Source organism: Limosilactobacillus vaginalis DSM 5837 = ATCC 49540 (assembly GCF_000159435.1).
In the GTDB taxonomy this organism is placed as follows: domain Bacteria; phylum Bacillota; class Bacilli; order Lactobacillales; family Lactobacillaceae; genus Limosilactobacillus; species Limosilactobacillus vaginalis.
Map to the genome: position 1 here is coordinate 195146 of NZ_GG693414.1, position 12923 is coordinate 208068.

Genomic DNA, 12923 nt, shown 5'->3' on the forward strand with positions numbered 1-12923 from the left:
GATGCTTTTAACATGCTTAAAATGAAAAGGTATATCTATTATCATGGTCAGTTTTATACAATTCAGCAATTAGAGAATGGATTTGATGAGAATGGTTTACCCACTATGCAAGTTACTGCTAATGCCTTATTAATTGACATGATGAAAAATATAAGGATTGATCCGAAACAACCGACCGAAGATAATCCGGACACTAGCGGTAATTCATCTAGTGATTCTGGAGATAGCGGTGATCCCCAACCGGGAGTTGTGATTAAGCGGACTGACGAACAACAAACCTATTCATTACAGAATAGGCTAGACCAGTTCTTCAATAACAATGACCAAGGAATCAAGTATGAGCTTCATGGTAATTTCCCTAATGTGGCCGTTGATTGTACTGGTTCGTTATACGAATGGATTGGTCAAAACCTGTCGCTGTTTGGAGCCTACTATGTTCCGGATAACTATGTATTGAAGATTTATGACATTGATAGTTTGGCTCATCCTACCGATAAGCAGTTCCGTTACTTGAATAATGTTACTTCTATCAATTTTCAGTCTGATGGAAATGATATGTATAACGACTTTGATGTTTACGGTGGCAAGATGGAAAAAGACATCACAACTGCCGGAAGTGGTGGGAATGGTAACGGTGTAACTGAACCGGTTAATGGTAACTGGGAACCAGTTATGCAGAATGCTGCTAGTCTTGTCGGTGAAAACTTATCGGCTAACGATATCGCTAACATCAATAATCGAATTAGGATTGAATCTAGCGGTCGTGAAGACGTGGTTAATAATTGGGACCCAAATGCAGCAGCAGGTCACCCATCTAAGGGACTGCTGCAGTTTATTGATTCCACGTTCAATTATTATTGTCGCCCGCCATATACCGATATCATGAAAGGACTCGACCAACTAATCGCTATGATGAACATTCCTAATTGGCGACAACAGATTAGTGGCTCGGGTGGTTGGTCACCACACGGGGCACCAATTTCTAAAGCCACCATTCAAGCACAATCAAGTAGTGCTTGGGGATGGCCGTTCCCGTCAGTTGGTGAAGGTTCGTTTACTAGTGGGCAACTGTTCGGTGTGCAACCGGGCGGTGGTTTTCGGACAAACGGCTTTCATGATGGCCTTGACTTTGGTTCGATTGACCATCCCGGTTCAGAAGTTCATGCCATTCATGGAGGAACAGTAACTACTGCTGCTACTTGGGGTGGTAGTGAGATTAAATGGTACTTAGTCATTACTGATGAGACGGGGCTGAATGTGGAATATCAGGAAGCTTTTAGCTCTGCAAGTAATATTATTGTTGGCTATGGTCAAAAGATACAGTGCGGACAAGTAATCGGCTATCGAACTACAAACCACCTTCATGTTGGAATTACGAGAATGAACGTTCAACAAGCATTCAGTCACGCTTTCTTAAATGACGGAACCTGGCTTGATCCACAGGCAATGATTAAGAATGGCGGTGACGGTCAGACTAGTGGCAGTAGCGATACTACTTCTACAACTACTCAGACTTACTATTCACTGCATTACCATTACCACAATGATGATAGTGTCAAAAAATATGGGCTTCATAGAGGCCCCCAAGTAATTGTTGACTCTATTTACGATATGGATGCGTTGAAAAAGTATGTTGATAAGTCAGTTCATTATGATCCACCAACAACAGTAACTAATAACGAATATGGCGAAACTGATTTTAAACTTGGCGATACTTGTCAGGTAGTCATTCCAGAAAATCATTTCAACCAAAAAATGGTTTTGATGGGGATTGAATATAATCCATTTAATCCTGATTCGGAAGCTTCATTAACTTGGAATAACACGGGATTGGTAATGAAAGATTCTATCTATGCGATGTACCAAGATATTAATGCGATGAACCGTAATGTTGAGCAGATTGATTATTATGGAGCAACTGGTACACAACACGAAAACCATTTTGCAAATATTAATGTTAATCGAGGGCCTAGCATGCGATTTAACCATGATCAGCTTCAGGCTATTCAGAAGTTTACGAACGGTTAGGAGGTGCAATGATGTCTATATATACTGTTGATGTTTTCTCTGGTAGTGCAGACAGTATCGTTACCGATTCACATGCGCAAGGGGTAATCATTAAGGCTACGCAAGGGACGGGCTATGTTAACCCTAAGTGTAATCACCAATGGGATTTGGCTGGTCAAAATGGCAAACTACGAGGACTTTATCATTACGCTGGCGGTGGTGATCCAGTCGCTGAAGCTCAATACTTCTTGAACAACATTCGCAATTATATCGGTAAAGCTGTACTTGCTGTTGACTGGGAAAAGAACCAGAACTCAGCCTGGGGTAATACTAATTGGGTGCGAAAGTTTGTAGACGAAGTACATCGACAAACTAATATTTGGGCTTTGATTTACGTTTCTGAGTCCGCAATCAGTCAGGTTGCTAATTGTGCTAATGATTGTGGACTATGGGTTGCTAAATATGCTTCAATGGACTGGAAATCGTGGACGATTCCTAACATCAGCGTGTCATCAGGTGCGTTTAGTGCAATTACTGGCTGGCAGTTCACCGGAGGAGATATGGATAGAAGTATCTTTTACCTTGATGAAACAGGGTGGAACAAACTTGCTAATCCTACCTCTTCAACGCCTAACCGACCATCAAGTGGTACGGATACTAAACCACAACCTGATATACCAGTAGTAAAGCCTGATGATTCAGGAAGCTATATTCAAGGAATTGTTCTTCAGTATGGTTATGATTCTGTCAGTGGTATCTGGGGTGCAGGTTATTCTTACGACAACGGTGCCCACTTTTTTGTAACCGATACAATTTACGGGCGTAAGTATCGGCAGGAAGATGCTGACCGTTTGTGGCCGTACTTAAAGAAATACATTGGTGGAACGTCAGGAACAGTTACCGGCTCAATTAAATGGGCTGATATTCTGGATAAGCCCGATGTTGTAACAGTTGATTATCTTAATCAGCGGTTATCTTCAATTGCCCAAAGCGGACAGATTAGCTCGCTTGATTGGTCACAGATTACCAACAAACCCGACGTGGCAACAAAAGATGATTTGAAGAAAATTCAAACCACACCAGGCAATCCGGGTAAAGATGGTAAATCTGCCTACGAGATTGCTGTTGAACATGGCTTCACTGGCTCAGAAGACGATTGGCTAAAATCACTGCATGGCAAAGATGGTACTTCTTCTGGCGGTGATAAGGGTAATAATGGTCTGTCAATTGAAGCAATTAGCGACTTGATAAGGCAACATCTAAAAGCCCGGCTTGATGTTAAGTCGGGTAATTTAGTAGTTGATGTTAATAGTATATCTGACGGTTCAATAGCCGATGCAGTAGCAACTAAAGTTGCTAAACAAATGCAATTGCAGTTAGAAAATGGCAACTTGGTCTTACAGATTGGAGGTGTATAATGGCTGAACAAATATTAGGACGAGTGCTGATGAACTTCGCTGGTAATTATGATTCCACGAAGAGATATCAGTATCTTGACGTGGTTATGTATCAGGGGTCTTCCTATGTTTGCCAAATTGATAGTACTGGTATCTTGCCAACTGATGATTCACACTGGCAGTTACTTGCGAGTGCGGGTAAAGATGGCAAAAGTGCTGCTGATAGCCAATTAGTAGTGAATGTAATAACATTTGGCTTAGTTGGAGACGGAGTTACGGATAATGCTCCTGCAATGCAAAAGATGGCAGACTGGGTGGCACAACAATCTTTACAACCGACCTTGTTTTTCCCTCAAGGTACTTATGCTTGGAGCAATACCATTCAGTTTAAGGAACCAGTAACGCTAGCTGGCGTTGACGGATCTTGGTTAAAGTACACTGGTACTGGTACTGGACTGTTGCTTGGGAAAAGTGGCATGAATGCCAGCAATTACTTAGGTCATTGTACCTTTACGGTTGAGCATTTGGGATTTACTGGTGGAGGAGATTCTCAGTACCTAATTCAGTTTAATAATTTTGTGACTCAGTCCAGGGTCAGCTATTGTCGATTCCATGATGCTGGAGGTCGTAACCATGGACATATCACCGATTTCTGTATACATTTCAATGCTGACGCCTGGGACGGCAGGGTAGAACATTGTCAATTTGATGTTAGTTTGTCTGGCGGTCAACGCCAGTTTGTTGATATGGATGAATATGGTAATAGTCGAGTGGTAGTTGCTGATAATTTAGTTACATCCTTATCAGGTTTTGGTACTGCTATTTTCCTCAATGGTTGCAATAATCAAGTGATTAGAAATAAGATTGAAGGATTTCAAAACAATGTCCGTTTGGGAACTCAAGCCAATCAGTCGATTGTTGCTTTTAATTACTTTGAGAAAAACGGTAGCTCTATGCCTTCAGCAGCAGTTGAAATAGGTAACCCTAACGCTACCACGTCAGCATCTCCAAGGTATATTTATATTGCTCATAATTATGCTGGGCTGCACAACAAAGCTGGCAAAATGTATTCAACCTTGGTCGGACCGTCTAGTGATAAAGCCTTACTAAGGAATGTCACGATTGATGGTAACTTTGTTAATGCTGCTGATTATACGACTAAGCCAACTGCCTTAGGCTTTATTGTTCGTGAGAATAATTTAGCTGGGCAAGTAGGTAATCACTCGGTTAATAATTACTTGAGCCAAGGATATCAAGGCATCCTTGATATGAGTACCAGCAATGGTGAAAATAATCTCCGTGAACCGTGGATAGAAAATGATAGTTCAAGTGCTAGCAATTCAATTGACACGGAAAACTTAGATAAAAATAATAAGCCGTCGGAAATTCCAGACGGCTTTTCTTATGCACTCAAAAAGGCGGAAGCTATCGGGATAGATCGCTCAGACTTTGCTAAGGACGCGCAAGCGGGTTCTAAGGGCTTGCTAACTACGAAAGCAGTTAGTGGCCTTGTCAAACAACACTTTGAGTTGCTAGACGGGTTGGAACCATTGAACTTTGAGCGAACCGGATCTGGCGATACTTGGACCGATTGGTTCTGCATGACGAGTTGGAATTAGTGAGAGGTGGTGATGAAATGCTCTTCGAAGGAGATTTAATCGGTCAATTCAAATTGCCAGAAAATGATCACCGGGCACTGGTTCTGACCGATGGCAACGATACCTATACGATTATCAAGTCAAAAGATACCGATGCCGACAAAATCAAAGATACTGAATATTGGGGACTTCTTGCTAAGTGCAAGGATGGTCATTCGCCAAGCTTACAAGTTAGCGATGATGGATATTGGGTAATTGATGGGCAAACAACTGCACATAAGGCAGTAGGACCAACAGGTAGTATTGCTAATACGGTTATGCTAACTGATGAAACGGATGTGAACTTTACAGTGGATAATGGGCTTTATCTAAAAACTAGTGGTAAAGCAATTAACACACCTAATAGTGTGCAAACCTTTACTGCTCTGGTATTTGGTAATAAAACCAATGTTACTCAATTGTTAAATTCGTTGAGTGATAACACACTTTATGTTCGTACTCGTAATAATGGCACATGGACTGATTGGCGGATGATTACACAATGGAATTAGGAGGTAATCAATCATGAGTACACGAATGGTTGCCTTAGGTGATTCTATTTATGCGGGTGTATCTGGTGCTGGTGGCTGGGTAACCGGTAATCGACGAATACCAGATATGATAGCTAGTCGGTTGGGTTGGCAGTGTGATAATCAGGCGCTTTCAGGTGCTAAGCTTGCGGGAAAGGATTATATTGACTTTCCACAAGTTGTCAAACGACTAAATTTTAAGAACTACGATGTTTGCCTATTGGAATATGGAGTGAATGATTTCGATTGGTCTTGGGAAAGTCTCGACGATCTGCGTGAAGCCCTCGATAAAGGAGTAGCTAAGATCAGAAGTGATAACCCAAATATTCAGATTTTTTATCAGCAACCAACAGGAACGTGGAAACATGTTGATTCATTGGATAAAGAAGATGGTAATGGTTGGACCCAGAACGATATGGCACGCACTCTAGCCGATGAGTGTGATGTATTAGGAATTGCCTATTATGAATGGACTGACCCAATCATTACATATGCGAACACTAATGAAACACAAGGGGACACAATTCACCCTAATCCCGACACGATGGTTAAGATTGCAGAACGGTTAGCTGACTGGTTAGCTAGCACTGCTAATGGATTAATCGGAATGTACGTTAAGAACATTACCGACATCTATAACCGGGTTAAGAAATTGCAAAACAGCATTAATTCAATCTTTATGGATGATAGTACACAGCTTGATTTAACTGTGAAGCCACCACAGATTAAGCGATTAAATCGGACTGCCTATCTTTGGACGATTGAAACGATGATGCACCTGCAAGAAGTGATGAATTGGGTTGTTGATTTGTGTAATCAATACGGAATTGTCGATGTGGAAACCGGTGAGAACACTGGTTATTTAACTCTCTGGTTACCCCGCCGATTATCAATTGATGATATCTACCGGCAAAAACTTAAAGATGATTTTGATTTATGTAACAAGTTGCTCGAAAAGCTTAACGAGCATATGAAGATTTTCCAATAGAGGAGGGATAACGTGGCAAATAATACGTACGTAACCCTTGATATTATGAAGCAAGCTGACGGTAACCAGTCAACTTACGTTAACCTGACACCTAACTTTCAAGGACGGGTTGGTGATTCTCGGGCTTCAGTTGATTTATGGTTCAAGCGTAATGGCTTACCACTAGATTTAACGAAGCGTGAAATTACGTTCTCAGGTGTTGACCCACAAGGGAAGCAGTTCAATGCCATTGGCTTTGCCTACTACAACAAGCCGGGTGCTGATATGCAAGCCGGACGGGTTAACTTCTACTTCCCGGCTGGTACCTTTCAAACAGAAGGACAGTGGGATCCTAACAGTACCTATTTCACGGTTAAAGACGATAAAGGAAAGGTTTCCACGATTGGGGTTCTACTTAATGTTTTGCCAAATATGGTCGAAATGGGAATTAACGCTAAACCATTTGAGACCGACTTGGATCGAGCATTAGCCCAATTCAAGTCTTATATGGCAGATAAACAGGCTGAAGTTGATAATGCAATTAAAGAAATTTCAGCATTGCAAGGTACAGTTCAAGCATTAGATTCTAATCTTGATGTTTATAAAAATGAGATTAAGACTAATGCGGTGCCAACCAAGATTGAAATGCAGCAGTATGTCGATAAGCTTATGTCGGCTACTGAATGGTCTGGTGACCTTAATCTTTGCACGACTCCTACTACTTACATTGTTAATAGTGGTGCAAGTAATAATCCAACTTCAGTTAATGGTAACTGCTTGCTATATGTTAAGGGTAACAATGATTTACTTAGTCAAATGTTGGTTGATAACGACCAAAACTTCTACGTTCGGTCATGCGTGGCTGGTAAGTGGTCAGCATGGCGTGAACAAGTTGCCTGGTCATAAGGAGGAAATACTATGGCATTTAAAGAAATTCAGCCCGGACAAGCGGACTGGCTAAACGTATTGAATGACAATTTAAAAAATAATAAGTGGGATCGACAAACGAATGCAGGAACTCTAATCAATGGGTGCACTGGATGGGTATCAGGAACTATCGGTTATGATGCGGATATGTATGTAGCATGTATTACAGGTTGGGTAACTTTACCCAATAAAAGTGTTACCGAATTTAGCACCAATCCTTTTGATGGCATTCTTGATAGTAAGAACCTACCTGTGATTGGTTCAGCCTTTATGGGGCAACCGTCGGGTCAAAACAATTTTTCTCCGATGAAGTTCTCAAACGACGGTAATCTTTCAATTCTTGGTAACACTGGTAGTCAATGGGACGACAAAGTTACTTATACTGGCTGGATCTCAATGACGTTTGTTGGTCCACGTAGTCAAATGAAGATTTAAGATAGGAGGTCAGATAATGGCTCAAACAAAAGAAAACACTGATACACAGCGGGTATATACCTATGATGCGGATAAAATATCACACCCGCTTATTCAAGAAGAAGATTTACCAAAAGATCAACCGCTCCAAGCTAATCAAACAACAGTTGAACCTACTGATGGTGCTAACTATTGGAATGGTACTAGTTGGGTCGATCAACTAGTTGTTGTATATGAATTTGATCCTACAAAGGATAACGTATACACAGGAACTAACTATATTCCACAAGGTGCGGTATTAGGCGTAAACCAAACTTTTACTAAGCCGGAAGACGGTTTATACCAACCAATGCGGTTCAACGGCACTGTTTGGGTTGGTACGCCTAAGGAAGAATGGGAAAAGGCCCATCCAGCACCAGTTGCTAAGCCAAGTGAAACTACTTTGGCAATGAATGCACTGGGACAGCAACTGGTTCAAGCCAAGGCAGAATCAGATAAGACTAATAAGAGCCTTGAACAAAAATTTGACGATTTAACTCAATCCGTCAATATGTTGGGACAGATGATTGCAAAGACACAAGCGCCACAAGGAGGTTCTAAATAATGGTTGAATTTGTTAAATTAATGGCTAAGCTAAATGCCGATATTACTAACTACGTGGTTTTTGGGACGATTACTCCGGAACAATACAAGGAGTTTACCGGTAAGGATTACGTCCAACCTGAAGCTCAACAACCACAAGCCTAATTAACACATAGTCGCCACCGAAATAAACAATACATAATGAAAAGCGTACGAAAGCGTTAAAAAATTAAACGTAATCGCACGCTTTTCTTGTGGGCGGCTTTTAGAAAGAGGGTAAGCAACGCATGCAGTTATTGACTGCACCGCCAATGCCGTATCACGAGATGTATTTCACACACTTTCAAGGGATGGAAGATAACCGTTTAATTTGGCTGTTTGTTTGGGTAGTTGTCGCCGATATTGTCACTGGTTTCGCTAAAAGTTTAGTAACTAAACGAACAACTTCAACTAAAGGGACAACTGGATTAATAAAACATGGTGTATTGATTTTGGTGATTCTAACCCTATATCCAATGCTAGACGCTAATGGAATGGGACATGCTGGCGATGCTTTTGTAAGTTTTTACGTTTTGTATTATGCTGTATCAATTTTAGAGAATTGGGGCCAGATGGGATTGCCACTCCCAGATTGGGTAAAGCAGTACATTTATAAGCTAAGCGATGATTACAAGAAAGGACATGATAATGATGAACACTATCATTAACGCTATTCCGGAATATGTTATTACGGCGATTATTTCAACTGCTATTTATTTTGGCTTCAAGTATGCCGAAAATCTAATTCATACTAAGGTACTACATGCTAAAACAGCTCAATCAAAAGAGCTGTGGTCATTTATTGAACAAGTAGCTGACACAGCAGTTAGCTCACTGGTTAATGCACAGATGAGCGGTAATGACAAGTTTAACCAGGCAACTACGATTGTTCAGGATGTCTTAGCTAAGCGTGGCTTTACTAATGTTGGCATGAAAGCAATTGAATCAGCCGTCCAAGCGGCTTATGAAAAGTCAGACTTAACTGGTAAAGCTGAGCCAACAACGGGCAGTTTAATCCCTAAGCCAATGGCTCCTGCGCAAGATCGATTAAGTGTTAAGGGAATCCCTAGCGAAAATAAACTAGCTGATCGTAAGGAGGCTGATACTAATGACAGCAGCAATCGTTAATTATGGTGGTGACTACTCAAAGTATCAACCATCACTATATAACAATACAGGGCATGATAGCTTTGCTATTTCACAAATTGGTGGTTCGGTTAACGGCTGGATTTACGAGCAAGCTACTTATAGCTCACACGCTCAACAAGCCAAGAGCAGAGGCTGGCGTTTCCACACGTATATCTGGATGCAAACTGGATCTAACCAAAGTCAAACTCAGCAAATGTTGAATTACTTCTTACCACGTTTGCAACAACCGAAAGGGGCTATTGTAGCGCTAGACTACGAAGACGGCGCATCTGGCAATATAGAAGCTAATACTGACAACATTATTTTTGGTATGCGACAAATTAAGAATGCTGGATACACTCCAATGCTATATTCTTATAAGCCATATATGCACGATAACGTCAACGTTGGGCGAGTGTTGGCAGTATTTCCAAATTCAATTTGGGTAGCCGGTTATCAACCAGGCTTATCAATCACGCCAAATTATGGTTATTTCCCATCTATGGACGGTGTGGCTATCTGGCAATACAGTAACTACGGTGGCAAGCAAGACTTGAACGTCGACTTGCTCGGTATTACTTGGAATGGTTATCGGACAACTGACGGTTGGCAAGGTTCAGGTGACACTTGGCAATACTACGAAAACGGTTCTGCCGTAAAGAATGACTGGCGCAAGGTTGATGGTAAGTGGTACCACTTTGATAATTTTGGAAATGCCGAAGTCAATTGGAAACAAATTAACAACCATTGGTACTACTTCAACCCTAATCACGATGGTACCTTTGCAGGCGCCGTAACTGGTTGGCAAACCATTAATGGTAAGAAGTATTACTTTGACCCAGAAAATGCTTGGATGTTAACTGGACGGCAAGAAATTGATGGTAAGCTATACGCCTTTGGTGACGATGGTGCTCTTCAAGAAGCAATCGCAAACCAACCGGATGATATTCAACCAGCTAAAGATGAGACAACAGTCAAGCTTTCCGCAGCTGACCGTCAGGCAATCGAAAACGATCTGAAACCTTATATTCAAAACACAGTAAAGGATGAGATCTCTAAGTTGAGGAGGGATTAAATGAATGATGTTAAAGTATTCTCTGCCCTCGTTCAAAAGCGCACTGAAGGTGTACAAAATTATATTTTTCAATGTTTGCAGGATAACAATCCGGTAATTCCAGAGGATAAGTATATTTATAAAGCCTCATTTGCTACTGAAGATAGTCTTGTAAGGACTATTGAGATGAAGATTGAAGATGGCCTATTAGTATTTAATTCCAAGCAAATACTAGATTTGCCAGCCGGTACCTATCGACTTGAACTTTGGGAAATGGTAGATGACGTTATCCATGCCATTTACCCATCAGATCGTGATATGAAGTTCCGAGTATTATCGAACTCGCTAGATTTACCAACAGGAAAAGTAAGTTCATTAACACTAGACGAGTTTAAAAAAGAATTTGACGATATTGCAAAGCGAGTGTCGACTGGTCAATTTGATGTACCAAGATTCAAGACTGGCAAAGTAGAAAGTGTTAGCCCAGATCAACCCGCAACTGTTGAAATGTTAACTAATGAAGACGGTTCAGTGACTATCAATTATAAAATTCCTCGTGGGAAAGACGGTAAGACGTGGAAACCTTATATTGCAGATGATGGTTACTGGCATATTAAAGAAGATAAAGGAGAAGATGCATAATGTTACAAAGCGATATTAACTTAGGAGTTATTGCTCGTGGGCCAAAGGGTGAAACAGGAGCAACTGGTCCTGCTGGGAAAACTGGTGAACAAGGACCGCAGGGTGAACAAGGACCACGTGGTCCACAAGGTGAACGGGGACCACAAGGATTACAAGGACCCGCTGGTAAGGGATTTAATGTCGATAAGACTTATCCTAGTATTGCAGAAATGAATGCTCACTTTGCCGATGATATTAAAGAAGGCGATATGGCAATTATCTCAAGCAATGTTGATGATCCAGATAACGCAAAATTGTTTATCCGTTCCGGAAATGAGATGAAGCTTTTAACTGATATGTCAGGGGCACAAGGGATTAAAGGTGATAAAGGAGACCAAGGGGTTGCTGGTCCACAGGGTGAGCCGGGAACTGAAGGTAAACAAGGTCCGCAAGGTGAACGTGGTCCCGTTGGTTATACTTATCAACCTTATATCGCAGACGACGGCAATTGGCATGTAAAGTTGGTGAACCCTGATGGCACAACAAATTAATTTGCCGAGTGATATTAACCTGAACATCAAGGCTCAAGGTCAACCGGGCAAGGATGGTAATACTCCGATTAGGGGAATTGATTATTGGACTAAAGGTGACCAAGATGCAATTAAGCAATGGATTGAAGATACTATATGGAAAGGAAAATGGGGATAATATGGCGGATAATCTTACCGACGGATTGAACGAGTTAGCTCAAGGCTTTCAAAAACGGTTCAAAGTATCTGATAAATTAACCCTTCAAGATATGATTGACTTAGTAACGCCACCAGTTAGCCAGCCTAATCTTATTCCTGGTTCTGATAATTTTAGTGGCTATCCTGGCGTTAATTGGGCTGTCTTTAATAATTTTGGACAAAGCGGATCATGGAACGGCATTGCTGTAATGGCACTTAATCTAGAAGGATTAATTGGCTATAAGACCACTTTTGCACCCGGAACATATACCTTTTCGGTTTTTGCCAAATTAGATCATCCGGATGATCAATCTACAGCAGTATTAAAGTTTCAAGGTGACACTACTGATGCAGGCTTAACGATTAAAGATGGCTTAACCACTGAGTGGCAACGCTTTGTATATACAACAACATTCATCACACAGGTAACAGGACGCTTCCAAATTTCACCTACATCTTTTCCGGCTGGAGTAAACCGCTTATACATTGCAGGTGAGAAAGTAGAACAAGGTGATACAGTGACGCCATATGTTACAGAAAATAATACAGAAATCGATGCTCCAATATATGATAGATGATATCTCTTTTGATAACGAAACAGATATAATACAAGCCCGACTGGATTTCCGGTCGGGCTCTTTTTTATTATCGGTGTAAAATCACGCTGAATTGCACCAATAAAAATATGCTATACTGAATGTATCCAAATATTCCATTAACCCGGCACTTCATTTGAGGTGTCGGGTGTGTTCTACTGGTAGACGAATGGTAGGTTTAAATTGAGTAATCACTGAAATTACTGTGCAAATATTAAAGCATAAAATCAATAAAAAACTTGGAATGATAGTGGTTCGAGATATGTACGAAATGCTGAAGAAACGCAATCGTAAAT

The 12923-nt window shown here is 41.0% G+C and carries 16 protein-coding genes; all 16 read left to right on the forward strand.

The genetic code is table 11. The features are described 5' to 3' along the window. Positions 1 to 2028, forward strand: a 2028-nt coding sequence (locus HMPREF0549_RS06195) for a phage tail protein (RefSeq protein WP_003717416.1), incomplete at its 5' end; no start/stop codon positions are given. An 8-nt stretch (positions 2029 to 2036) separates the two neighbouring features. Further along, entirely contained in the window at positions 2037 to 3425 is a 1389-nt protein-coding gene (locus HMPREF0549_RS09975) for a GH25 family lysozyme (RefSeq protein WP_003717417.1), read from the forward strand. Then, on the forward strand, positions 3425 to 5023 hold the full coding sequence (locus HMPREF0549_RS06210; RefSeq protein ID WP_003717418.1) for a glycosyl hydrolase family 28-related protein: 1599 nt from the start codon (positions 3425 to 3427) through the stop codon (positions 5021 to 5023). Before HMPREF0549_RS09975 ends, HMPREF0549_RS06210 begins: the two co-directional genes overlap by 1 nt. Positions 5024 to 5040: 17 nt before the next feature. After that, complete coding sequence (locus HMPREF0549_RS06215; RefSeq protein ID WP_040531446.1) at positions 5041 to 5553, forward strand: pyocin knob domain-containing protein; 513 nt, start codon at positions 5041 to 5043, stop codon at positions 5551 to 5553. Between the two features lie 13 nt (positions 5554 to 5566). After that, positions 5567 to 6559 carry an SGNH/GDSL hydrolase family protein gene (locus tag HMPREF0549_RS06220; RefSeq protein ID WP_040531448.1) on the forward strand — a complete coding sequence of 331 codons (993 nt, stop codon included), beginning with the start codon at positions 5567 to 5569 and terminating at the stop codon, positions 6557 to 6559. A 12-nt stretch (positions 6560 to 6571) separates the two neighbouring features. Continuing rightward, complete coding sequence (locus tag HMPREF0549_RS06225) at positions 6572 to 7444, forward strand: BppU family phage baseplate upper protein (RefSeq protein ID WP_040531451.1); 873 nt, start codon at positions 6572 to 6574, stop codon at positions 7442 to 7444. A gap of 12 nt (positions 7445 to 7456) precedes the next feature. After that, positions 7457 to 7900, forward strand: coding sequence for a hypothetical protein (locus tag HMPREF0549_RS06230; protein WP_003717422.1), 444 nt, complete (start codon positions 7457 to 7459; stop codon positions 7898 to 7900). A 16-nt stretch (positions 7901 to 7916) separates the two neighbouring features. Further along, positions 7917 to 8483 (forward strand): hypothetical protein, encoded by a 567-nt coding sequence (locus HMPREF0549_RS06235; protein ID WP_003717423.1) that lies wholly within the window; start codon positions 7917 to 7919, stop codon positions 8481 to 8483. After that, a complete protein-coding gene (locus tag HMPREF0549_RS06240) occupies positions 8483 to 8626 on the forward strand; it encodes an XkdX family protein (RefSeq protein WP_003717424.1) in 144 nt (47 codons plus the stop codon). The genes HMPREF0549_RS06235 and HMPREF0549_RS06240 overlap by 1 nt, the downstream gene beginning before the upstream one ends. A gap of 122 nt (positions 8627 to 8748) precedes the next feature. Next, positions 8749 to 9168, forward strand: coding sequence for a phage holin family protein (locus HMPREF0549_RS06245; protein ID WP_003717425.1), 420 nt, complete (start codon positions 8749 to 8751; stop codon positions 9166 to 9168). After that, entirely contained in the window at positions 9149 to 9628 is a 480-nt protein-coding gene (locus tag HMPREF0549_RS06250) for a phage holin, LLH family (RefSeq protein WP_162256085.1), read from the forward strand. The genes HMPREF0549_RS06245 and HMPREF0549_RS06250 overlap by 20 nt, the downstream gene beginning before the upstream one ends. Beyond that, positions 9609 to 10703 (forward strand): GH25 family lysozyme, encoded by a 1095-nt coding sequence (locus HMPREF0549_RS09375; protein ID WP_003717427.1) that lies wholly within the window; start codon positions 9609 to 9611, stop codon positions 10701 to 10703. The genes HMPREF0549_RS06250 and HMPREF0549_RS09375 overlap by 20 nt, the downstream gene beginning before the upstream one ends. Continuing rightward, the gene (locus HMPREF0549_RS06260) at positions 10704 to 11324 is read left to right on the forward strand and encodes a hypothetical protein (protein WP_003717428.1); all 621 of its coding nucleotides are present in this window, start codon (positions 10704 to 10706) and stop codon (positions 11322 to 11324) included. It abuts the gene before it with no gap. Then, positions 11324 to 11854 carry a collagen-like domain-containing protein gene (locus tag HMPREF0549_RS06265; RefSeq protein ID WP_003717429.1) on the forward strand — a complete coding sequence of 177 codons (531 nt, stop codon included), beginning with the start codon at positions 11324 to 11326 and terminating at the stop codon, positions 11852 to 11854. The genes HMPREF0549_RS06260 and HMPREF0549_RS06265 overlap by 1 nt, the downstream gene beginning before the upstream one ends. Beyond that, the gene (locus tag HMPREF0549_RS09755; protein ID WP_154645767.1) at positions 11838 to 12011 is read left to right on the forward strand and encodes a hypothetical protein; all 174 of its coding nucleotides are present in this window, start codon (positions 11838 to 11840) and stop codon (positions 12009 to 12011) included. Before HMPREF0549_RS06265 ends, HMPREF0549_RS09755 begins: the two co-directional genes overlap by 17 nt. Then, on the forward strand, positions 11959 to 12609 hold the full coding sequence (locus HMPREF0549_RS06270) for a hypothetical protein (protein ID WP_003717430.1): 651 nt from the start codon (positions 11959 to 11961) through the stop codon (positions 12607 to 12609). The genes HMPREF0549_RS09755 and HMPREF0549_RS06270 overlap by 53 nt, the downstream gene beginning before the upstream one ends. The last annotated feature ends 314 nt before the right edge of the window (positions 12610 to 12923 follow it).